This window comes from Streptomyces cyaneofuscatus, assembly GCF_000718135.1.
GTDB lineage: Bacteria > Actinomycetota > Actinomycetes > Streptomycetales > Streptomycetaceae > Streptomyces > Streptomyces cyaneofuscatus.
In genome coordinates this window covers 60,939-83,038 of the sequence record NZ_JOEM01000002.1, presented here as the reverse complement: position 1 = coordinate 83,038, position 22,100 = coordinate 60,939, and the positions used below count along the sequence as shown (strand labels likewise).

Below are 22,100 nucleotides of genomic sequence, written 5' to 3'. Positions count from 1 at the left end.
GTCACGTCCGAGAAGAGAGGGACGGTCCACGCCCATGCCGGTCGTCACACCGAACATCGCGCGAGGACGTCGGCTGCTCCTCACCCTGTTCGTCATCGCCGCCGTGCTCACGCTCGCCGGGCTCCTGGCCTGGGGGCTGACCCACCTCGGAGAGCTGCTGACCGAATGGCAGAGCGAATGACAGCACCGCCCGTCTCCACGACAGCACCACGCATCACACACCACCACAAGGAGGGCTTCGAGTGAGTGACATCCCCGGCGGTCCCATGGCGAACCGGCCGGTCCACTTCATCTGGCTGCTGGACTGCTCCTATTCCATGCAGGGCGAGAAGATCGGACAGCTCAACTACGCGATCCGGGAAGCCGTTCCCGAGATGCGGTCGGTGGCCCACGACAACCCGGCGGCCCAACTCCTGCTGCGGACGCTGACGTTCTCCACGGAGGCGCGGTGGCACCACAAGGACCCGGTGCCGGTCGACGACTTCACCTGGCAGGACGTCCAGGTCGACGGCATGACCAACCTGGGTGAGGCGCTGGAGGTGGTCTCCCGGGAGTTCCAGACCCCGCCGATGCCGCAGCGGGCCCTGAAGCCGGTGCTGGCCCTGGTCTCCGACGGGGTGCCCACGGACGACTGGAAGTCGGGCCTGCGGGCGCTGGACGCCACCCCGTGGGGCAAGAAGGCCGTGCGGGTGGCCATCGCGATCGGGGCGGACGCGGACCGCAGCGTGCTCCAGGAGTTCCTGGGCAACCCCGAACTCCAGCCGCTCGACGCCAACAGCCCCAAGCAGCTGGCGGCGGCGATCCGCTGGGCCTCGACCGCCGCGGTCAAGGCCGCGTCCCAGCCGGTGGCGGCCCCCACCGACGCCACGGTGAAGCAACCGCCTTATGCGCCGCCGCAGTTGGACGACGACGATGACGACGTCTGGTGAGCGCTCCTGAGCGGCCGCTGTGGGAGACGCTCGAACACAGCGTGCAGGGAGTCAACAAGCAGATCAACCAGGACTGGTACGTCGCCGAGGGGTCCGGGTCGCAGGGCGATCCGCTGATCCTCTCGGTGGCGGACGGCCACGGCTCGGCGGCGCACGCCCGCAGCCATATCGGGGCACGGTGCGCGGTCGACCTGTTCGCCGTCGAGGCCCGCAGGTTCGCCGAACTGGCCCGCTCCGAGGGCCCGGACGGGGCGACGCACAGCCTGAGCTGGCTGATGAACTACGCGCGCAACGAGCTGCCCCGGCAGCTGGTGGCCGCCTGGCAGGAGCAGGTGCTCGCCCACTGGGACCGCTACCCGGAGACGGTGAACCCGGCGGCCGAGCCTCCGCACAAGGGCCAGAAGCTCCTGCTGTACGGGGCGACGCTGGTCGGTGCGGTGCTCACCCCGCAGATGTTCGCGGCCTGGCAGCTCGGCGACGGTGAGCTGACGGTGATCGACGCCGACGGGGCGATCGCGCTGCCGCTGGCCCCGGTGGAGGCGGATCTCGGCGACGAGACGGAGTCCCTGTGCAGCCGGCAGGCCTGGAAGATGGTCCGGGTGCACTGGGCGCCGGTCGTCGCGCGCGACCGCACCCCGCGGCTGGTCGCCCTGTCCACCGACGGCCTCTCCAAGAGCTTCGCCTCCGACGAGGGCTTCGCCCAGTTCATGACCGGGCTCGACCAGCGCCTCGCGAAGGACGGCGGCCCCGACGACGTACGCGACGCCCTGCCCGGGTGGCTGGCCGAGGCGGCCCGCTACTCCGGCGACGACACGACCCTGGTCGCCGCCCGGCGACCCGGCCCCGACGCGGCGGACCACGGCGCCGCGGCAGACAGACCACGGAGTGACGCATGACCGGCATGCTCGACGGAGGAACGCTCCTCACCGCTGACGACGGGGAGTCCGTCCGCGTCATCGACATGCTCGGGGCCGGCGGTCAGGGGGAGGTGTACCGGGTGGCGACCGCGTCCGGCGAGCGCGCCCTGAAGTGGTACTACCCGTCCTGTGCGACGCCCGAGCAGTCCGACATCGTACGGGAGTTGGTCGACCGGGACTTCGACGACGACCGGTTCCTGTGGCCGACGGCGTACGTGCCGTCCGGTACGGGCGGCGCGTTCGGCTATCTGATGGATCTGCGGCCGGACCGGTTCAAGGGGCTGCCCGACCTCTTCCGGCGCAGGCTGCGGACCACACCGCGCGCTCTGCTGACCGCCGCGCTCTACACGGTGGAGGCCTACCAGGCCTTGCACTCGCGGGGGATCGCCTACCGGGACATCTCCTGGGGCAACATCTTCTTCGACCCGGCCACCGGTGACGTCCTGGTCTGCGACAACGACAACGCCGTGGTCGAGGGGGACACCACCGGCATCTCGGGGACCATGGAGTTCATGGCGCCCGAGCTGGTGCGCGGCGAGTCGGGTGCCCGGCCGGGCACCCAGTCCGACCTCCACTCGCTGTCGGTGCTGCTGTTCATGCTGCTGATGAACCATCACCCGCTGAAGGGAAAGCGGGAGTTGGAGATCCACTGCCTGGACGAGGCGGCGGAGAAGCGGCTGTACGGGAAGCAGCCGCTGTTCGTCTTCGACCCCGCCGACCAGGCGAACGCCCCCGACCCCGTCGAGCAGTCCACCGTCCTGCACACCTGGGCGGCGGCTCCCCCGGCACTCCAGGACCTCTTCACGCACAACTTCACCGTGGGCCTGCACCAGCCGACCGCCCGGGTGCGGGAGTCGCAGTGGCGTGACGCGCTGCGCTCGGTCCTGGACGCCATCGTGGACTGCGCCGACTGCGGCCGCCAGAACATGACGCAGCCCGCCGCGACCACGGCGGGGATGTGCTGGTCCTGCGGCAGCTCCCTGATCCTGCCGCCCCGGCTGAGCATCATCACGCCCCTGCCCCGCTCCGAGCGCCATGTCCGGCTGCGCCGGGACGCCCGGGTGCACGAGCACCACCTGGCGCCGGAGCCGTCCCGGCACGACTACAGCGACGCCACACTGGTGGCCGAGCTGACCGAACACCCCAGCAGGCCGGGTAAGTTCGGGCTGGCGAACCGGTCGTCGACGAGCTGGACGGGGACGCGCTCGGACGGCACCTCGCAGGAGATCGCCCCGGGCCAGACGGTCCCGCTCCGGGCGGGCCTGCGGCTCGACCTGGGCGGGGCGCAGGCGGCGGTCCACGCCAAGTAGGCGCGGGGCGACCGGACTTCAGCCGACGCGGAAGCCGCCGCGGATCAGCGACATCAGCAGCCCGTGGGTCTCCTCGTCGGCGGCGGCCACCAGCCCGTGGCCCTCACCGACGCGGGCGCCATCGACCCCGGTGACGACGCACCCGGCCGCCCGGCACAGGGCGATACCGGCGGCGAAGTGCACGCTCCCGGAGAGGTCGCCGCCGTCGGTGACGTAGGCGGCGCGCTTCCCGGCGGCGACCCAGGCCAGCGCCAGGGTCGTGGAGACGACGCGCGGACGGAAGTGCTCGGCGAACCCGGGGCGGGCCAGGAGCTCCACGGCCCGGAACCCCGGCGCGCTCGGGAACGGCGGATCCAGGTTGACGTCCACCAGCCGGGTGGCGGAGGTGGGCGCCAGCAGCGCGTCACCGGCCCCGTCCTGCCGCACGTGGGCGGTCTCCCCGTCGGTGAAGTAGACCTCGCCGCCGAACGGGTCGGCGACCGCCGCCGCCCCGTCGCGCAGCGCCACGTTGACGGCGACCAGCAAGTTGCCGACGGCGTAGTTCAGCGTGCCGCACAGGGGGTCCACGAGCCACTGGCGTACGGCCTCGGCGGGACCGGCCCCCTGCTGCCCGCCCTCCTCGCCCAGCACGGCGTCACCGGGCCGGGCGGCGCGGAGGACGTCGAGGATCGCCTTCTCGGCCTCCACATCGGCGGTGGTGGCGAAGTCCCCCGCGCCCTTGTCGATACGGGTGAGCCGCCGCCCGTACAGGCTGCGGACCACCTCGGCGCCGGCCCGCGCCCCGGCTATCGCGACCGCCACATCGGCGTCGACATCGGTAGGTGTCATCTCGGAAGGTGCCATCTTCAGAGCCCGACCAGCCGGCCGATCTCCTGGGCGAGGGCGATTCCGCCGCTGCCCGCCGCGAGCCCCACCGTCAGCGTCTCCAGGGCCTGCCGGATCCGGCCCTGGTCGGCGGGGCGCCCCTCCTCCCCCGCCCGGACCAGCTCGCCGCGCACGATCTCCGCCTGCGCCGCGAGCTCCGGCCGCGACGCCTCCTGGCGGACGAGCTGGACGAGGTCGGCGGCCAGCTTCAGCGCCTCGGCCGGGGGTGTGCCGTAGGTGACCTCGATCTTTCCGTGGTCGCCGAAGTTGCTCGGGCCGGAGATGTCGCCATGGAAGTTGTACGTGCTCATGTCGCTCCTGGTGATCGGTGGGTGCGGGCTCAGGGAGTGGGGCCGCCGGCGGCCGCCGGGGCCTGGGCTCCCTGCCCGTAGGCGGCGGAGATCTGGCCGTTGTTGCCGATGTTGGCGGGTCCGGTGATGTCGCCGGAGATGTTGTACGTCTGGGTGTTGATGACCTGCTGGGCCTGGTCGAAGGAGCTGGTGTCCACGTTGTGGTCCTTCAGGAACCGCTCGGTGGCGATGAGCACGCCCTGCTGGAGCCGGTGCAGGAAGTCCTGCGAGTCGGTGCGCTCGGAGTGGCCCAACTGGTCCCAGGAGGCGACCCGTTCCCGCAGGCTGTCCGTGGTGCCGTAGTCGTACAGCGCGTGCTTCTTGGTGATCTCCTTGCGCGCCTTCTCCAGCTCGCGGGCGCGCCGCTTGTGCTCGGCGTTGCGGCGCCCGATCCGCCCGGGGGCGCCGGTCAGCCCGGACCAGGTGTGCGAGGTGGCGAACCGGACCAGGCTCCACCAGCGGTCGAACCCGTCGCGCGGGATGTAGTCCGCGCCGTAGTAGCGGGCGTGCAGCGGCGGGATGCAGTAGGCGGCGACCTCCCAGGAGAGGCTGGGGTGCTGGAGCCGGGCCCGCAGGTGCATCGAGACGATGACCCGGCCGCCCTCGCCGACCCGCTCCAGGCTGAGGTAGGTCCGCATCCCGGCGCCCGGCTTCAGCAGTCCCGCCTTGACCAGCGGCGGCGGGATCTCGCTGTTGGGGGGCCGCAGCCGGTCGGGCAGCACGTCGTCGCCGAGGTAGAAGACCTGGGGGCCGAGCACGTAGAGCCGGTTCTGCGCACGCAGCCCTTCGAGACCGGCGAGGTTCCCCAACTCCCTTGCCAGGTACGTGTGGAGGTCGACGGCGTCGAAGGGGACCAGGGTCGCCTTGCCGCCGCCGGGCGCGTCGGCGGGGCGGCTGATGTCGATCGGCTGCCAGACCGTCTCCTTGATCTTGTCCCCGCTGCCGACGAACGGGTTCTGCCGCTCCGCGCTCTGGGTGTACGGCACCATGTTCGGGCGCCGCATCCCGCGCAGCCGCCGTTCGGCCTCGTCGGCCACCTCGGGCGCGAGATCCTGGGGACGGGCGGCGGAGTCGCGCACGGCGAGGGCGTCGGCGCGGGCCTGCGCCTCGGCCCGGTGCATCAGCCACCAGGCGCAGCCGAGCACGAGCAGCAGCACGGCGACGGCCGCCTCCGCGAGGCCGGGCGCACCGCTCACCAGGCCGCCGATCACGCTCAGCACGGCCAGCCACCACACCGCGCAGAGCCAGGCCAGCCTGCGGTCGCGGAGGTCGGTCCGCCCGGTCGCGCGGCTCGCGTGGCGGGCCAGGGCCAGCAGGTTCACGCCGAGCGGCAGGCCGGGCGCGGTGAGGCGGTCCCCCGAGAGCTCCTGGTGCGCGTACCGGGCGAACGCGTCGTCCAGGTGCACCGACGAGCAGAGCAGCCTGGTGGTCGCGTCCTTGTCGTACGTGGGCAGATTGGGCACCTGCCGCATCGCTTCCCCCCTTCCGGTGCGCCCGGGCCGGCGCACCCCCCACAGTCTTCTACACAACGGCCGCTCACGGGTCCGGGAACGGCCCTGAGGCCAGGACCTGACGCAGCGTAGGGATACCGCCCCCGTCCTTGATAACGTCGCCCCCGCGGCCGCGGACTCCTCCCCCGACCCGGTCGCGTGTGGGTGGAGCGGGGACCCGGTCGCGGCAGGACGAAGAGGGCCGACAATTGAGCCTTGCACAGGTGCACCACATCTCCGCCGCGCCGGGGGACGAGGAGGCGGCGGGCCGGTTCACGGCGGTCGGGCCGGGGGTGTCGGCGGCGCTGCTCGCGGAGCTGGAGCCGCTGATCGGCTACGCGCTGCCCGACGGAGCCTCGCACCGCCCCGCCGACGCCGAACTCCGCTCACTGCCGCAGGCGTTCACGTACGCGGTGCTGTCCGACGGCAGCCGTGTGGTCGGCCGTACGGCTCCGGCGCGCGGCGACGGCACGGCACCGGTCCGGTTCCACACGCACGCGGTGCACCTGCCCCCGGGCGTCCCGCTGCCCGGCGACCGGCTGCCGGTGGAGGCGTGGCGCTCGCCGCACTGGGTGTCCGCGACGCCGGTCGGCGGCGGTGCGCTGTCCGACCCGCTCGGCCTGCTGCCGCCGGGCCCCGCGCCCGTACGGGAGGGGCTCGACGACTTCGCCGTGTCGCGCGGCCCGTGGCTGGCGGCCGTCCTCGCCGATCTGCGCCGGGCGAGCGAGGAGGAGGCCCCGGCGGGCGGGCCGGTGGTCCTGGTGGAGAGGCAGAGCGCGGATGTGGCGCGCTGGCTGGGGCTGGCGGCGGTGACCCTGCCGAGGGGGAGCGTGGAGCGGCTGACGTTCACCACGTACACGCGGCGGCCGGGGAGTTCGGCGCTGCGGGTGGTGGGCGCGCCGCCCGAGGACGCGGCGGCGGCGCGGGAGGCGGGGCTGCGGGTCCATGTGTGCGCGGACCGGCCCCCGGTGGACGGTACGGCGGACGCGTGGGCGCGGACGGCGGCGCGGGTGTGGCGGAGCCGGGCGCCGGAGCTGTTCGAGGAGGCGCGCGGGCTGCCCGGGGACCCGTTCGCCGCCGGGCCGTTGGCGGTGATCGCCCTGTGCTCGGGGGTCGCGCTGGGGCCCGAGGAGCGTGCGGCTGCGGCCGGCTGGGCGGCGGAGCGGCCGTACGCGGTGGACGCGAAGCGGACCGGCCAGTTGGTGGAGGCGCTGACGTCGCCGGGGATCGATGACCGTACGGGCTCCGAATTCGACGCGGTGGGGCGGCTGTTCGGCGCGCTGGACGGGCGGTGCCCGGCCTCGGTCACCGCGCCGCTCGCCGCGATGCTGGTGACGGAGGCGGTGCGGGGCGGCAACGGTTCGCTGGAACTGCCGCGCCGGGACGCGTTCGTGGGCCCGGAGGGGGAGGCGATCGCGGGGGTGCTGGGCCCGGAGATCCTGACGGAGCTGGAGAGCGGTGCGGGCGGTGGGCGCCCGGTGGCCCGGACCGTACAACTGCTGCGCGTGGCGCGGCTGTTGGGTGTGAATGGTACGGAGGTGCTGCCGGAGGTCGTCGCGCGGCTGGCCCGGACGATCCTGACGGAGGCGGACGGGTCCGAGGGAACACCTGCCTTCGCCCCGGCGCTTCTGGAGTTGCTGGACGAGCAGTTCGACGTACGGACGGCGTTGCTGGGGGCGCTGGACCGGATCGCGCCGGAGGACCCGGGGGCGGTGGCCCGGTTCCTGGAGCGGGTGGCGCTGCCGTTCACCGGGACGCAGGCCCTGCCGCACCTGCGGATGTGCGCCGAGGCGCCGGGCGCGATGACGACGCTCGGCCGGGACCGGTCGGCTGTCTGGCACCGGGTCCTGCGGGCGGCCGGTCTCTCCCCCTTCGCCGAGCCCCTGGTCCTGCGTACGGCGGTGGGCCTGGTCTGGGAGGACCGGGCGCCCACGGTCGAGGAGGCCCGGCTGCTGCTGGAGGCGGCGACCTCGGACGCGCACCGGGCGGCGGGGACGTGGGCCCGCCTGGTGGACGCGGCGCTCGGCGCCCCGGCGGACACGGAGGACGGCACCGCGCTCGCCCACGACCTACTGCGGGCCTTCCCGCAGGAGATCGGCGGCCGGGAGCGGGCCGCGCTCCAGCTCCTCGAACTCTGCCGCGACCTGCGCTCGGGCGCACCGGAGCCCGGCTGGACGGAGCAGGTCCGTACCCTGCGCGACCGGGCCGCACCCCTCGAACCAGCAATTCAGGAGCGGGCGTTCACGGCCCTGACCGAACGCCTCCTGGCCCCGGACCGCCCGGGCGCCGAGCTGTACGCGTTCGTCCGGAGCGACGACGCCGACCTGATCGCCGCCTACGACCGCGCGGCCCGCACCGAACCGACCCGCACCCGCCTCCGCACCAACCCCGCCTACGCGGCCGACTGCTTCACCAACTGGACCGCCCACCCCCACGCGGGCACCGCCTGGACGACGACGGCCGCCGCCCTCCTGGACGAGGTGCTGCGCCCAGCGGTGCGCGGCATGACGGCGGAGGCCGTGGCGGAGGTGGAGGAGACGGTGGGCCGCACGGGCAGCAGCGGCCGGGCGAACGCCTTCCGCGACTGGAACCGGTCCCGCGCGCTGGGCCGCCTGGGGCGGCGGATCGCGGGGCGGGTACGGCGGGGCTGACCCGGACCGTCGATCCCGGCCGCGCGCGAATCGCACGTGCGCCCGCTCCACTCTGCGAACCGCGCCGCCGCCGTGCGGGCTTCCGCCAGGTGCTGCCTACCGTGGCATCCGCACCGGACGCGGTTGTCTTATCCTACGTAATGCGCCGGCGGATCTTCGGGCGGTGGGAGAGCGCCGGGTGTTCTCCGCGGGGTAGATGGTTGAGGTGTTTGCCGGTCGGCGGCGCTGTGGAGCAGCCTCGGGCGGTACTCCGCATGAAGAGGCTGAGGCAAGTGAAGGGGTGTCTGCTGTGACGCGCTCGGAGGACGGTGAGCTCACCATTCCCTCGGCTGCTATGGACGAGGTGTTCACGGCCGACCGGAACATCGGCCGGGAACTGGCCCGGGTGGACTGGTCGGCGACGCCGCTGGGAGAGCCGCAGGACTGGCCGCAGAGTCTGCGGACGGCCGTGAGCATTCTGTTGTCGTCGAAGTTCGCCATGTGGATGGCGTGGGGACCGGAGCTGACGTTCTTCTGCAACGAGGCCTACCGGCGCGACACCCTCGGCCAGAAGTACCCCTGGGCGCTGGGCCGGCCCTCCGCCCAGGTGTGGTCGGAGATCTGGGACGACATCGCCCCTCGGATCGACACCGTCCTGAACAGCGGTGAGGCCACCTGGGACGAGGGGCTGCTGCTGTTCCTGGAGCGCTCCGGCTACACCGAGGAGAGCTACCACACCTTCTCCTACAGTCCCCTGCGCGATGACGGCGGCGCTGTCGTCGGCATGCTGTGCGTGGTCAGCGAGGACACCAAGCGGGTCATCGGCGATCGCCGGATGGCGACCCTGCGCGACCTGGGCTCCGACCCCAGCGTCATCCGCACCGAGCAGGAGATGCTCGACTTCGCCGGGGAGCAGCTGAGTCGTAACCCGTACGATCTGCCCTTCACCCTGACCTATCTGTTCCAGGACGACGGCAGTGCCCGTCGCGCCTCGGCCACCGGGCTCGGGGCCGCTCATCCGGCCGCGGCGGACATCCTTCCCGCGGACCCCGCCCCGTGCTGGCCCGCCGACACCCCGGCTCGGGGCGAGTCCGTGCTGGTGCCCCTGGACGGCGAGCCGTTCACGGGCCTGCCGACCGGGGCCTGGGAGAAGGCGCCGACCCAGGCACTGGTCGTGCCCCTGCTGCAGCAGGGTGGAGCGCCGTACGGATTCATGGTGGCGGGTCTGAACCGTTTCTGTGCCCTGGACGAGGACTACCAGGGCTTCCTGGAGCTGGTCGCCGGACACATGGCCGCCGGGGTCGCCAGCGCCCGCAGCTATCAGGCACAGCAGCGCCGTGCCGAGGAGCTCGCGGAGCTGGACCGGGCCAAGACGACGTTCTTCTCCAACATCAGCCACGAGTTCCGCACCCCCCTGACCTTGATCATGGGGCCGGTCCAGGAACTGCGGGAGCAGCTCGCCGACGCGCAGCCGCGCGTGCGCGAGGAGCTGGAGGCCGTACACCGCAACGGTCTGCGGCTGGGCAAGCTGGTCAACACGCTGCTGGACTTCTCCCGCATCGAGGCGGGTCGGATGCAGGCGAGCTACGAGCCGGTCGACCTGGCCACGGTCACCGGCGCGCTGGCCAGTGTGTTCCGTTCCGCCGTCGAGAACGCCGGCCTGGACTTCCGTGTCGAGTGCGAACCCCTGCCTGAGCCGGTCTACATCGATCGCGGCATGTGGGAGAAGGTGGTCCTCAACCTTCTCAGCAACGCGCTGAAGTTCACCTTCGACGGCTCGATCCGGGTCAGCGTGGGCGTCCAGGACGACGGGGCCGTGGTGCGGATCACGGACACCGGGATCGGTGTGGCGGCCAAGGAGATGCCCCGGCTGTTCGAGCGGTTCCACCGCATCGAGAACGCCCGCTCCCGCTCCAACGAGGGCAGCGGCATCGGTCTGGCGCTGGTGAAGGAACTGGTCGGCCTGCACGGCGGTGTCATCACGGCCGACTCCACCGAGGGTGAGGGCACCAGCTTCACCATCCGTCTGCCTTTCGGCTCTGCCCACCTGCCCGCCGACGCCGTCCGCGCCGAAGCCGGCGACGACACATCTCCCGACGCCGCCGCCCCCTTCGTCCAGGAGGCCCTGCGCTGGCTGCCGAGCGAGCAGACCGGTGTGGCGGTCGGCGAACCGCACCGAGTGCCGCAGGCTGTCGGCGAGGCGCCTGCGACCCGCCTGTCGGCTCAGGCGCGGGTACTGATCGCGGACGACAACGCTGACATGCGCGAGTACCTCAGCCGGCTGCTGCGCGGCGCCGGATACCAGGTCCACGCGGTCGACGACGGACAGCAGGCCCTCGAAGCCATTCGCGCGGGCGCCCCCGATCTCGTGGTCAGCGACGTCATGATGCCCCGACTGAACGGCCTGTCCCTGGTGCGAGCGCTGCGCACCGACTCGCGTACCGCCTCGGTGCCGGTGGTGCTGTTGTCCGCCCGTGCCGGGCAGGAGGCGTCCATCGAGGGTCTGCGGTCGGGCGCGGACGACTACCTCGTCAAACCGTTCGCCGCCGCCGAACTCCTGGCCCGCGTCGAGGCCAACGTGAAACTGGCCCGGCTGCGCAACCACCACGCCCGGTGGCGCACCGCTCTGATCGACTCACTCCAGGAGGCGTTCTTCGTCTGTGACGAGGACGGCGCGGTCATCGAGATCAACACCTCCTTCACCGGCATCCTCGGGTACGGCCCCGAAGACCTGCCCTACCAGCCGGTGCACCCGTGGTGGCCGGATGCCGCCACCGACCCCGAAGCCCACCGCCTGGTTGCCGAGGCCTTCGCCACGCTGACCGGCCAGGAACGCGGTAGCTACACCATTCCCGTAGCCCACCGCGACGGACATCGCCTGTGGGTGACGGCCACGTTCAACCAGGTCCAGGACCCCGACACCGGCCGCACGGTGATCGTCGGAACCTTCCGTGACGTGAGCGCCGAGCACTACGCCATCCAGCGCGAAACCGCCCTGGCCGCTCTGAGCACACGTCTGTCCCAGGCCCCCAGCCTGACCGAGGCACTCGAAGGCTCTCTCGATGAACTGAAGAAGCTGTGGCGTGCCGAACAGGTGACAGCTGTGGTCTTCGGTCCCCGCGACGAGCCTGCCCTCACCTGCACCGACACCGGCCTCGTCTGGCAGGACCTGCCCGCCGAACGCCGCCGGATGCTCACCGGCCTGCGTGACCAGCCCGCGCTCACCGCCGTTCCGGGCCAGGGCGAGGCCACCGTCGTCCTGGAACACCCGCAAGGCACCCTGGCCTTGTGGATCGCCCTGGGCGAGCAGCGCCCCTTCACCGGCGAGGACCAACTCCTGCTGTCCCTGCTGGCCGGCCACCTGGCCCAGGGCCTGGCCCGCGCCCACCAGATCGACCAGCAGCGCGAGACCGCCATCGCGCTGCAGCGGGCCATTCTCGGCCCGTCCCGGCTCCCTGACGGCTTCGCCGTACGCTACGAGCCCGCCACCCGTCCCCTGGAGGTCGGCGGCGACTGGTACGACACCGTCGCCCTGCCCGACGGTCGCATCGGCATCGTCGTCGGCGACTGCGTCGGCCGCGGTCTGGAGGCAGCCTCCGTCATGGGGCAGCTGCGCAGCGCCTGCCGCGCCCTGCTGCTGCAGGATGCCGGCCCCGCCCAGGCGCTCATGGCTCTGGACCAGTTCGCCGCCGGTGTCGACGGCGCGATGTGCACCACCGTCTTCTGCGGAGTTCTCGACACCCGAACCGGGCAACTCATCTACTCCAGCGCGGGACATCCCCCCGGCATAGTCGTCCGGCCCGACGGCACCACCAAGCTTCTCGAGGACGGGCGTTCCCTGCCCCTGGCCGTACGGCCCGGCAGGCCGCGGCCAGAGGGCAGCTGTACCATCTCCGCCCGTTCGACCTTGCTGCTGTACACCGACGGACTGGTCGAGCGCCGACGCCGTCCGCTCAGCGCGGGCATCGACCGGGCCGGCGAAGCCCTTCAGGACGGCCGGGACACCGCGGTCGACGATCTGGCCAGCGCCGTGATGTCCCGTCTGGCTCCGGACGGCGGCTACGACGACGACGTCGCCCTGCTGCTCTACCGTCACCCGGCTCCGCTGGAGATGTCCTTCCCGGCCGAATCGGGCCAGCTCGCTCCCGTCCGGAAAGCTCTGCGTGGCTGGCTCGACCAGTGCGACCTGCCGCCAGGCACAGCGCAGAACGTCCTGGTGGCAGCGGGCGAGGCCTGTGCCAACGCCATCGAGCACGGACACCGCGACGCTCCCGGCGACACGGTCTACTTCCGTGCCGAGGCATCCGTCGACAACCTGCGCCTGACCATCGCCGACAGCGGCCGGTGGAAGGTTCCCCAGCCCGAGCGCAACGCCCACCGCGGCCGCGGTATGGGGCTGATGCGTGCCCTGATGCAGCAGGTCACCGTCACCCAAGGACCGGCCGGTACCACCGTCGACATGCACACGAGGATCGCCTGATGACTACGCCCCTGACCCTCACAGCCAGTCGGCGGCCGGACGGCACAACCGTGCTGACCGCGGTCGGTGAGATCGACATGAGCAACACCCAGAGCCTGGCCGCCGCGCTCGACGACGCACCCGGCCGCCTCGTCCTGGACCTGACCGACGTCGAGTACCTCGACAGCGCCGGCCTGAGCGTCCTGTTCCCTCACGCCGACCGCCTCGAACTCATCGCCGGCCCGCTCCTGGCCCCCGTCCTGAGCATCTCCGGACTGACCGACCTGACCACACACCACTGAGGACCACACCGTCCCGACCGGCGAAGACCGGCCCATATCCTGGGCGTCACTGAGAACCATGTGGAGGAAACCGAAGTGTTCGCGGTAGACGTCAGGCGGGACACACGAGGAGTGGTCTTCACGCTGCGCGGGGATCTCGACTTCCACAGCGTGGTGCAGCTGTACGAGGCCGGCGAGGAAGAACTGGGCACAGGCAGGGAGACAGGGGCCGTGGTGGTCGACTGCGCCCACCTGACCTATTGCGACTCCACCGGCATCAGCGCCCTGTTGAAGCTGTATCACCAGATGTCCGCGCAGGACGGGGTCCTGTGCCTGGCTTCCGTGACCGACAATCTCAACCGCCTGTTCGAACTGACCGGGCTGAACCAGATCTTCTGTCTGCACACCGACGCCGAGGGGGCCCTGAACGCCCACAGGCACGTTCCCGGCGCCGTTGCGTCCGGCGCCGACAGCGCGGCACGGACCGGCACGGAGCACGGCGGATGACGGGCGCACCGGACCAGCGGGCACACCCGCCTGCCCAGGCACCCGCGGTGCCCCCGGCACGTACCGCCGCATCCGGCGGCGTGGACGACGATCTGCGGTCGTTGTTCGGACAGTCGATGGTCCTGTTCGCCTCCATGGCCGGGCCGGCTCACCTGCTGGAGGCGGCGAACCCGGCGTTCTTCACGGCGATCGGCGGAATCGAGCGCACCCGTACCGGAGTGCCACTGGGACAGCTCATGCCGGAACTGGTCGAGCAGGGCTTCATCGCTCTGCTGGACCGTGTCTACCGCACAGGTGAGGCCTACACAGGCCGGGATGTCCGCGTGATGCTGGGCGAGGGAGCGGATGCCCGCGAGGGATTCTTCGACTTCACCTACGAGCCCCGTCTGGACACCGGCGGCAACGTCATGGGCGTGCGCATGATCGGGTTGGAGACCACCCAGGTCAAACAGGCGCAGCGGCTGACAGCCGAGCACCGGGCCCTGCTGGAGCAGATCGCCCGCCAGGCACCCCTCTCCGAGGTGCTCGAAGGCATGGCACGGGCGATCGAGGATCTCACTCCTGAGGAAGTGCTGGTGTCGGTACTGCTCGCCGACACCGACGGCCGGCACCTGCGCCACGGTGCCGCACCGAGCCTGCCCGACTTCTACAACCAGGCCATCGACGGTATCGCCACAGGCGAGGGCGTCGGCTCCTGCGGCACCGCCGCTCACCGCCGCCGGCCGGTGATCGTCACCGATATCGCCACCGACCCGTTCTGGGACGACTTTCGCGACCTGGCCGACAAGGCCGGTGTGGCCGCCTGCTGGTCCACCCCGATCCTGGCCCGCGACGGTTCGCTGCTGGGCACCTTCGCGATGTATCACCGCGTCCCGCGCATCCCGCAGGAGGCCGACCTCGCACTCGCCCGGGTCTTCGCCGGCACCGCCGCCCTGGCCATCGAACGCCACCAGGCCGAGCAGGCGTACCAGGCGGCCGAGGCCCGCGAGAAGACCGCCCGCGACGACCTGGCCTTCCTCCTGAACGCCAGCACCCTCCTGAGTACCGACCTGGACGTCGCCCAGACCCTCAACCGCCTGGCCGAAGCCTGTAGCCCACGCCTGGCACCGCTGTGCGCGGTCGATGTCATCGATGGCGGACGGGTACGCCGTGTGGCCACCGCCGCCCCTGCCCGGTGGCAGCAGGATCTGCTCGCCGCCCACATTCCCGTCTACGACGGCGCCGACGACGCCGTCGCGCGCGTCCTGGCCTCCGGCGTGACCGAAGTGGCCCGGCGAACCCCTACCGGCCCCGGCCCCTGGCACGATCTGGGCGTCACCGGCTATCTGTGCATCCCCCTGCTCGACCGGGACAGAGCCTTCGGCGCCGTGACGCTGCTGTCCACCGGCGGGTACACCTTCGACGGACACACCGTCGCCCTGGCCCAGGAGCTCACCGGACGCGCCGCCCTGGCCGCGCGCAACGCCCGCCAGTACACCCACCGCGCCGTCCTCGCCCGCGATCTGCAGGCAGGGCTCCTCCTGCCTGAACTGCCCTGCGTGCCCGGAACCGAGGTGGCCACCTACTACCATCCCGCCGGCGAGGGACTCGACATCGGCGGCGACTTCTACGACGTCTTCCCCCTGCCCGACGGCCGATGGGCGTTCCTGCTCGGCGACGTCTGCGGCCGCGGCGCCATCGCCGCCACCACCACCGCCCTGGTCCGCCACACCGCCCGCGCCGTCGCCCCCCTCGTGCCCGGTCCCCAAGAGGTCGTCGAAGCCGTCAACCAGGCCCTTTGCAACCGGCCCGCCGGACACGGCACCGGATTCGTCACCCTCGTCTTCGGCCGGATCACCCCTACCGAGCACGGCCTGGACGTCGAACTCGTCCGCGCCGGCCACACCCTCCCTCTCCACCTGGACGACCGTGGCACCGTCCGAGCGGTCGACGCGCCCGGCGTCCTGCTGGGCATCGGGCCCCAGACCCACCTCACCGCACGCAACCTGCATCTGCGCCCGAACGAGAGCCTGGTGCTCTACACCGACGGCATCACCGAAGCCCGCCGCCACGACAACGAATTGTTCGGCGACCAACGCATCGCCGATGCCCTCGCGTGCGCACCGGCCAAACCCGCCGCCCAGCAGCTGATCGACGCCGTCACCCACGCCGTGCACGCCTTCACCGGTGGCCACGACATCGACGACGACCAGGCCATCCTCGTCCTGACCGCCACCGAATCCGGCTGAATCCCCAGGCCGGAGGGACTAGCCGGCGGTCCGGCTGAAGGAAGCGTCGTCCCGGCTGTCGGAGAGCGCTATCTGAGCACGGAGGCTTTTACCCACGGTTTCGCGGCGTACCTCGAAGCTCCGGCAGACCATGAGGACGAGTTCCAGGCCGTGCTGCCCGATGCGGGTGGGGTCGGCGGCCGAGGCCACCGGGAGGACCGCGCCGGAGTCCCACATCACGATGCTCAGCGTGGCGCCGTCCGTTTCCAGGTCCACCCGGCACGGCCCCGGTGCGTACTTGCAGACATTCGTGGCCAGCTCGCTGACCACCAACTGCGCTACGTCCATCGCCCGTGCGGAGACGGCCCAGCCGCGAACGGTCCGCGCACCCGTGAGGAACTCCCGCACGAAGTCACGGACCCGCGCGATCTCACCCCGAACCATCTCGTACGAGGCACTGCCCCGTATGACGTCGGTGTCGCTCACAGGCGCCTCTCCTCGGCCGACTCGGACGTCACACGACACGCATACTTTCAGAGTTCCATCCGGTGTGGGCGAGCAGGCGGCTCCTGCTCCGGCAGGGTCAGGCGGCGGAGAGGGCGTCCTGGACGGTCGGGTGGACACACAGAACCGTGTCGGCGCCCACCACGCTGAACAACCGGACCACGGTGGAGGACGGGGCCGCGATACGAAGGTCGGCGTGCTGGTGGGTGGCCAGGAGCAGGCCGAGGAAGGAGGAGTCGGCGAACGTGATGCCGCCGGCGTCCAGCACCACTCCGCCGTGCACGGCGACAGCGGCATCGATCTGTGCCTTCAGAGGCGCCAGCGAGTCCAGGTCGAACTCACCGCGCGGGGCGATCACCGGCAGCGGCCCTGATTCGGGACCTCTGGAGTCATGGGCAGTCATCCCCTGATTATCGCAACACCGGCTACCGGCTCCAAGAACTGCCCCCGCCACCGAAGCCGGCCGCACCGCAGGGCCGACGGCCTCAGCCGCCGACTAGAATCGGGTTTCATGTCGAAGCCTGACGAGTTGCTTGTTGCTGTCGCCGCCCTGGTGGAGTCCGGGCACAGCAACCAGATGTCACTGACCGTGGTCGCGGGAGGCGCGGTCATCACCGGCCGGCTGGCCCCCGAGGCCGTCTGGCGGCAGCGGGTCTCGGAGGTCCTGGCGGACTCCGCCCAGCTGAGCGCGTTCGCCGCCGCCTTCAGCGCCACGGCGCGCAAGGAGGGGCAGCCCACGCATCTGCACTTCCATGTGGCGCGGATCCTGCAAGGCTCGGTGGGGATCCCGGAGACGGGCGGGATGTATCGCGTGGCGATCGAGGACGTCAGCGCCTGGACCATGGGCGACTTCAGCTACTCCGACCACTGACGCCCCTGGGGGCGGTGGTCAGTACAACAGGTCCAGTTCCGCACGGACCGTCTTGCCCGGGGGCTCACGGTCGATGACCGCCCAGCGGTCCGCCAGCGCGTCCACGATCAGCAACCCGCGCCCGCTGTCGTCACCGTCGGCCGGTGCGGCGATCTCGCCGGGCCCCGGCGGCCGACACTCGCTTCGGGTGTCGGACACCTCGATCCGCAGCACCCCCGAGGATCTCCCGGTCGCCGGGCGTGTGCGTCAGGCACAGCGCGAAGTCGCGCCCGGGGATCCGCCCATGGGTCACGGCGTTGGCCGTCAGCTCCCCGATGATCAGGGCCGCCGACTCCGAGGCGTCACTGAGGTACGGGATGCCCCAGGTGTGCAGCCGGTAGAGGCCGACGCGGCGGGCGAGCATCGAACAGGGCCGCCGCCTCCCGCCGCCGGACTTCGCGGAGCGCGCGGACAGCGTTCTCGACGCGTTCGGCGTGATTCTGGCGGCAGCGAAGCATCTGACGCGACGGAAGGGGCTGGCGAGCTGGTTCCGGCAGTGGGCGTTGCTGGAGTTGGGGGCGCTGAGCCTGTACAGGTACGAGTGCCGGTTGATTCCGGGGCTGTTGCAGACGCCGGCGTACGCGCGGAGGCTGTTCACGGACCAGTTGCCGCCGCTCGGCGACGAACAGATCAAGGCGCAGCTCGCGGCCCGACTGGAGCGTCAGGAACTCCTGCGCAACCGCCCCAACACTGCGTTCACCTTCATCCTGGAAGAGCACCTGTTCCTGCGGCAGTTGGGCGGCGAGGAGGACACCAGGGAGCTGATCGACCACATCCTCAAACTGTCCGAGCTGCGCAATGTGGACATCCAGATCATGCCGCTGGTACGGCATCACCACGCGGGGCTGGACGGACCTGTGCAAATGCTGGAGACACCGGACCACCAGTGGTTGGGCTACTTGGAGGGACAGGAGCACGGACAGTTCATCTCCGACCCCAAAGTGATCAGCGCACTCCAGATGTGGTGTGCCGGTATGCGTTCACAGGATCTCTCGTTGGACGACTCCAAGAGCCTGACGCGGCGTATGCGAGGAGCGAGATGAGCACCACCACAGACCTGGCCTGGTTCAAGAGCAGCTACAGCAGCGGCTCCGGCGACTCCTGCGTCGAGGTCGCCGCCTGCCCCTGCACCGTCCACGTCCGCGACTCCAAGATCGAGGAGAGCCCGCAGCTCGCTCTCACCCCGACCACCTGGACGCGCTTCCTCGCGTACGCCGCCCAGGGCTGAGCCCCGGGCGGCTCGCACGTTGCCGGCGCCCGGGCGTCAACGCCAGGGCGCTGCCTTGGCGTTGAAGGTCAGGCCCGGCCATGCCTGGACCGGTGTGGGTGAGTACACGATCCGGCCCGCGCACAGGTCCCGCTCCGCGAGCCCTTGGATGATCTTCGGGATGGCCGCGAGGGTCGTCCGCAGACCCTCATGCATCAAGATGATGCCGCCCGGCTTCACGGTGAGCGCGTTCGCCACGATCGTTTCGGTGGGGATCCCGCTCCAGTCGACGGTGTCGGCCGTCCAGATCACCTCGGTCATCCCCAGTTGGGCCGCATCCCGCCGGGTCCGTGCGTCGGTGCTCCCGAAGGGCGGCCGGAACAGCGTGGGCGCACGCCCCGTCCGGGATCGGATGACGCGGCTGGTGTCGCGCAGCTCAGCGAATGCGGTGGTCGCGTCGAGCTCCACGAGATTCGCGTGGGTGTAGGAGTGGTTGCCGACCTGATGGCCCTCTGCGACGATCCGCCGTGTCCCGGCGCGCTGCCCATCGGCCAGTGTGCCGGTCACGAAGAACGTCGCCCTGACGCGTCCGGCATCACGCAGCGCCTTCAGGTACTCGGCCGTGAGGTCCGTCGGACCGTCGTCGAAAGTCATGGCCACGTAACCGCCGGAACAACGGCTCCCGGAGGACGCCGCCTGCGCGACCGCCGGTGGTAACGCGAACGACGTCATCAGCATCGCCACAGCCGCGCTGAACCATATGCGCGTTCTGTATCGGTTTCTCATACGGGGGATCCTCTCCAGGGGTGGACTGGTGAACCAGCAAGGCACCGGGGCGGCACGAAGCAGGCGGCTCACTCACCCATATCCGCCCTGGGTATGGCTGCAGCCGGACGTCGCACACGTTGCGCAGGACAGTCCTGTCCCACGGAAGGATCCGGCAAACGCGGGCAGGCCGCGTACGGATCCCGACAGAACCCGGCAGGTGCGTCAGTCCAGGTCCAGCTCGGCGAGGAACGCCTCGGGGGTCACCGCGTAGCCCATGGGGTTGATGGCGGTGACGGGGCGGCCGTCGAAGAGCACGGTGGGCGTGCCGGTGACACCACTGGTCTCGAAGGCCGTCGAGACACGGCGGGCCCAGGGGATGTAGAAGCCCTCGGTCACCTTGCGGTCGAAGTCGGGACCGCGCAGTCCGTCGACCTCCTCGGCCAGGCGCAACAGGACGCCGGTGTCGGCGAAGGCATCGTCGTCCTCGGCGGGTTGGGAGGCGAACAGGGAGCGGATGTAGCGCAGGGCGGTCGCCGCGCCCGCGTCGGACGCCGCTCCCACGGCGCTCAGCGCACACAGCGACCCGGTGCCGCCGGCTGCGTCGTCGATGAACGTGGCGAACTGATACTCGAGGGTGACGCGACCCTCCTCGGCCAGCTTCTCCATGACCGGGCCGAGACCTCGCTCCATGCGTTTGCAGAAGGGGCAGCGCAGATCGGCATAGACCCGCAGGGTGTGGCCGGGCTGTGCCCCGGAGCCCTTGCCGTAGACGAGGGTGGTGCCGCCGGGGCCGGTGGTGTTGGCCGGTGCGGAGGTACTCGATGACGTCATGGTCGCCTTTCGGATGGCTGGGCGAACGTGTTTCCCGGACGAAGGCGGCGGCGCGGCCCCCTTCTCGGTGGACTGCCCACGACCGACAGGTTCGCGTGATGCGCCCGGACAGGAATCGCCACCGATCGTGTCAGGAAGGCACTCGGCCCAGGAGTCCTGACGAGGCCGTACGCCCGTAAGCCACTCCCCCGGGTGACAGCGTGCGGCCCTCTGCTGAAATCCCGGCGGCAACGCGGGTCGCCGGCCCGGTGGTGCCCCCGGCTCATGAGGTCGCGGGCGGTCCGCTGACGAAGACGGGGCTGTCCGGTCTCAGGCCGGACAGCCCCACAGCAAGATCTTCGGCTGCCTTCTACCAGGGGATACCTCTGCCGGGGCTCAGCGGCCGGAGAAGGGGAGGCGGGCCGGTGCCGTGGCGGGGCTCGGCGAGGCGGAACGGGAGTCGGCGGGGAGCGGGTCGGCCGCGCAGGTGACGTCCCGGGCCGGAAGCCTGCCGGTGGTCAGATAGCGCGTGGCGACATCGTCGGCGCATGCGCTGATGCCGAGCGAGTACACGCCGTGGCCCTGCCCCTCGTCCACGGTGACGAGCCGGGAGCCCTTCAGCGCCCGGCGCAGGCCGAGTGCGGTGACCAGGGGGGTCTGCGAGTCCCATTCGTTCTGGACGATGAGTGCGGGCACCTTGTTGTCGATCTTGGTGGCCGTTTCGATCGGGCGGTCCCAGTACGCGCACGGAAGGATGTTCGAGACGGAGTCGCCGTACAGGGGGTAGCGGACGCTGTCGCGCCGGGAGTCGGCTCGGTAGACGGCCGGGGCAGTGGGCCAGCGGGTGTCACCGCACACGATCGCGAGGTAACTCGCCAGCTCGTTGTCGGTCGGCACGAAGGTCGGGAAGGCCGGGACGGGCTTGCCCGCGGCGGCGTCCCGAAGCAGCCCCAGGGTCCTGGCGGCGACGGACGGGTGGGTGATCTCCCAGCGTATGTACTCGCGGACCTCGGCACCGTCGAACCTGGTCCCGCCGAGGTCGAGCGGCTCCCGGTCGGCACGCGCCACGATGTCCCAGAACAGCCCCTCGACCTCGGCGGGCGTGTCACCGAGTCCGTACCGTGCCGAATGGCGAGCGGTCCAGTCCGTCCACCGGTCGAACGCGGTCTCGGCCTGTTCCGCCCAGGCCTGCCCCATGCCCCTCCAGACCCGCTGGGGGTCGACCGCGCTGTCCAGGACGAACCGGTCGACCCGTCGGGGGAACAACTGGGTGTACACAGAGCCGAGATAGGTCCCGTACGACAGGCCGAAGTAGGAGATTCTCCGTTCCCCGAGGGCCGCGCGGATGAGGTCCATGTCGCGTGCCGTGTTGCGGGTGGTGATGTGCCGGAGCGTTTCCTTGTTGCGGTTCCGGCACCGGTCCGCGATGTCGCGCGCCCAGGCGACGTCCTTGGCGAACGTCGCGTCCTTGTAAGGCCGGTACGTCAGCCGTTCGTCGGCGGTGGTCGTGCCACAGGCGAGCGGACTGCTGGCGCCGACCCCGCGCGGATCGAAACCGATCAGGTCATACCGGTCCTTGACGGACTGCGGCAGAAGACCGCTGAGCGCCAGGGGGTAGAAGAGCCCGGAACTGCTGGGGCCGCCCGGGTTGAAGAACAGGACACCGCGGCGCTCGGCCGGGTCGGCGGCCTTGATCCGCGACAGCGACACGTCGATCCTCTTGCCACCCGGCTTGCGGTGGTCGAGGGGCACCTTGAGGGTCGCGCACTCGACGGTGGCGGGGATGTCACCGCCACAGCCCTGCCAGGTCAATGAGGAGGTGGCCGGGGCGGCCACCGACGAACCGGGACCGGTCGCAGGCGCAGCCGTGGCTGTGGTGCCGAGGAGCGTGGGGGCGAGTAACGCGGCGATGCCCAAGGCGATCTTGGAGGTCGCTCTTCGTCTCAGGAGCAATGGA

Annotated in this window: 19 protein-coding genes and 2 pseudogenes; 12 read left to right on the top strand and 9 right to left on the bottom strand. The window is 71.3% G+C overall.

The window, feature by feature from the left end; translation table 11 throughout:
- Window positions 1-34: 34 nt before the first annotated feature.
- From IF17_RS1000000139190 to IF17_RS0104230, 4 genes are all read left to right on the top strand, one after another.
- Window positions 35-181 (top strand): hypothetical protein, encoded by a 147-nt coding sequence (locus IF17_RS1000000139190; protein WP_018514557.1) that lies wholly within the window; start codon window positions 35-37, stop codon window positions 179-181.
- Window positions 182-266: 85 nt separating this feature from the next.
- Window positions 267-929: a vWA domain-containing protein gene (locus IF17_RS0104240; protein WP_018514556.1), complete on the top strand. Its 663-nt coding sequence runs from the start codon at window positions 267-269 to the stop codon at window positions 927-929.
- Window positions 926-1,825, top strand: a complete 900-nt coding sequence (locus IF17_RS0104235) for a protein phosphatase 2C domain-containing protein (protein ID WP_030562284.1) — start codon at window positions 926-928, stop codon at window positions 1,823-1,825. Before IF17_RS0104240 ends, IF17_RS0104235 begins: the two co-directional genes overlap by 4 nt.
- A complete protein-coding gene (locus tag IF17_RS0104230; protein ID WP_030562282.1) occupies window positions 1,822-3,156 on the top strand; it encodes a protein kinase domain-containing protein in 1,335 nt (444 codons plus the stop codon). The genes IF17_RS0104235 and IF17_RS0104230 overlap by 4 nt, the downstream gene beginning before the upstream one ends.
- A gap of 18 nt (window positions 3,157-3,174) precedes the next feature.
- On the opposite strand, the gene IF17_RS0104225 is transcribed toward IF17_RS0104230, so the two are convergent.
- From IF17_RS0104225 to IF17_RS0104215, 3 genes are read right to left on the bottom strand one after another with little or no spacing between them, the layout of a single operon-like run.
- On the bottom strand, window positions 3,175-3,999 hold the full coding sequence (locus IF17_RS0104225) for an inositol monophosphatase family protein (RefSeq protein ID WP_078615789.1): 825 nt from the start codon (window positions 3,997-3,999) through the stop codon (window positions 3,175-3,177).
- Between the two features lie 2 nt (window positions 4,000-4,001).
- Window positions 4,002-4,331, bottom strand: a complete 330-nt coding sequence (locus IF17_RS0104220; RefSeq protein WP_030562277.1) for a hypothetical protein — start codon at window positions 4,329-4,331, stop codon at window positions 4,002-4,004.
- A gap of 29 nt (window positions 4,332-4,360) precedes the next feature.
- Window positions 4,361-5,842 carry a hypothetical protein gene (locus IF17_RS0104215; protein WP_030562275.1) on the bottom strand — a complete coding sequence of 494 codons (1,482 nt, stop codon included), beginning with the start codon at window positions 5,840-5,842 and terminating at the stop codon, window positions 4,361-4,363.
- Window positions 5,843-6,069: 227 nt separating this feature from the next.
- Between IF17_RS0104215 and IF17_RS0104210 the strand changes: the two genes are divergently transcribed.
- The 5 genes from IF17_RS0104210 (at window position 6,070) to IF17_RS1000000137045 (ending at window position 15,965) form a co-directional block, all read left to right on the top strand.
- Window positions 6,070-8,511 carry a GTPase-associated protein 1-related protein gene (locus IF17_RS0104210; RefSeq protein WP_078615787.1) on the top strand — a complete coding sequence of 814 codons (2,442 nt, stop codon included), beginning with the start codon at window positions 6,070-6,072 and terminating at the stop codon, window positions 8,509-8,511.
- 289 nt (window positions 8,512-8,800) lie between these two features.
- Window positions 8,801-12,970: a SpoIIE family protein phosphatase gene (locus IF17_RS0104205; protein WP_030562272.1), complete on the top strand. Its 4,170-nt coding sequence runs from the start codon at window positions 8,801-8,803 to the stop codon at window positions 12,968-12,970.
- Window positions 12,970-13,251: an STAS domain-containing protein gene (locus IF17_RS0104200; protein WP_030562270.1), complete on the top strand. Its 282-nt coding sequence runs from the start codon at window positions 12,970-12,972 to the stop codon at window positions 13,249-13,251. The genes IF17_RS0104205 and IF17_RS0104200 overlap by 1 nt, the downstream gene beginning before the upstream one ends.
- Before the next feature lie 60 nt (window positions 13,252-13,311).
- The gene (locus tag IF17_RS0104195) at window positions 13,312-13,737 is read left to right on the top strand and encodes an STAS domain-containing protein (RefSeq protein ID WP_342342151.1); all 426 of its coding nucleotides are present in this window, start codon (window positions 13,312-13,314) and stop codon (window positions 13,735-13,737) included.
- A complete protein-coding gene (locus tag IF17_RS1000000137045; protein WP_244890408.1) occupies window positions 13,734-15,965 on the top strand; it encodes a SpoIIE family protein phosphatase in 2,232 nt (743 codons plus the stop codon). Before IF17_RS0104195 ends, IF17_RS1000000137045 begins: the two co-directional genes overlap by 4 nt.
- 18 nt (window positions 15,966-15,983) lie before the next feature.
- Here IF17_RS1000000137045 and IF17_RS0104185 read toward each other — a convergent pair whose 3' ends face one another.
- Together IF17_RS0104185 and IF17_RS0104180 are read right to left on the bottom strand one after the other, a co-directional pair.
- Window positions 15,984-16,388, bottom strand: a complete 405-nt coding sequence (locus IF17_RS0104185) for an ATP-binding protein (RefSeq protein ID WP_106980147.1) — start codon at window positions 16,386-16,388, stop codon at window positions 15,984-15,986.
- A 139-nt stretch (window positions 16,389-16,527) separates the two neighbouring features.
- Entirely contained in the window at window positions 16,528-16,851 is a 324-nt protein-coding gene (locus IF17_RS0104180; protein WP_078615784.1) for an STAS domain-containing protein, read from the bottom strand.
- A gap of 108 nt (window positions 16,852-16,959) precedes the next feature.
- On the opposite strand from IF17_RS0104180, the gene IF17_RS0104175 reads away from it, so the two are divergent.
- Window positions 16,960-17,319, top strand: coding sequence for a hypothetical protein (locus tag IF17_RS0104175; RefSeq protein WP_030562260.1), 360 nt, complete (start codon window positions 16,960-16,962; stop codon window positions 17,317-17,319).
- 18 nt (window positions 17,320-17,337) lie between these two features.
- Here IF17_RS0104175 and IF17_RS01000000136140 read toward each other — a convergent pair.
- A pseudogene (locus IF17_RS01000000136140) lies at window positions 17,338-17,722 on the bottom strand (ATP-binding protein).
- On the opposite strand from IF17_RS01000000136140, the pseudogene IF17_RS0104165 reads away from it, so the two are divergent.
- Window positions 17,703-18,401 (top strand): annotated as a pseudogene (locus IF17_RS0104165) (DUF5753 domain-containing protein); the annotation flags it as partial. The pseudogenes IF17_RS01000000136140 and IF17_RS0104165 overlap by 20 nt on opposite strands.
- The gene (locus IF17_RS0104160) at window positions 18,398-18,586 is read left to right on the top strand and encodes a DUF397 domain-containing protein (protein ID WP_030562256.1); all 189 of its coding nucleotides are present in this window, start codon (window positions 18,398-18,400) and stop codon (window positions 18,584-18,586) included. The pseudogene IF17_RS0104165 and the gene IF17_RS0104160, both read left to right, overlap by 4 nt.
- A gap of 36 nt (window positions 18,587-18,622) precedes the next feature.
- Here IF17_RS0104160 and IF17_RS0104155 read toward each other — a convergent pair whose 3' ends face one another.
- The 3 genes from IF17_RS0104155 to IF17_RS0104145 all read right to left on the bottom strand — a co-directional run bounded on the left by IF17_RS0104155 (window position 18,623) and on the right by IF17_RS0104145 (window position 22,096).
- Window positions 18,623-19,303, bottom strand: a complete 681-nt coding sequence (locus IF17_RS0104155; RefSeq protein WP_244890415.1) for a polysaccharide deacetylase family protein — start codon at window positions 19,301-19,303, stop codon at window positions 18,623-18,625.
- Window positions 19,304-19,555: 252 nt separating this feature from the next.
- Window positions 19,556-20,164, bottom strand: a complete 609-nt coding sequence (locus IF17_RS0104150) for a DsbA family protein (protein WP_030562252.1) — start codon at window positions 20,162-20,164, stop codon at window positions 19,556-19,558.
- Between the two features lie 375 nt (window positions 20,165-20,539).
- A complete protein-coding gene (locus IF17_RS0104145; protein ID WP_030562250.1) occupies window positions 20,540-22,096 on the bottom strand; it encodes an alpha/beta hydrolase in 1,557 nt (518 codons plus the stop codon).
- Window positions 22,097-22,100 lie beyond the last annotated feature (4 nt).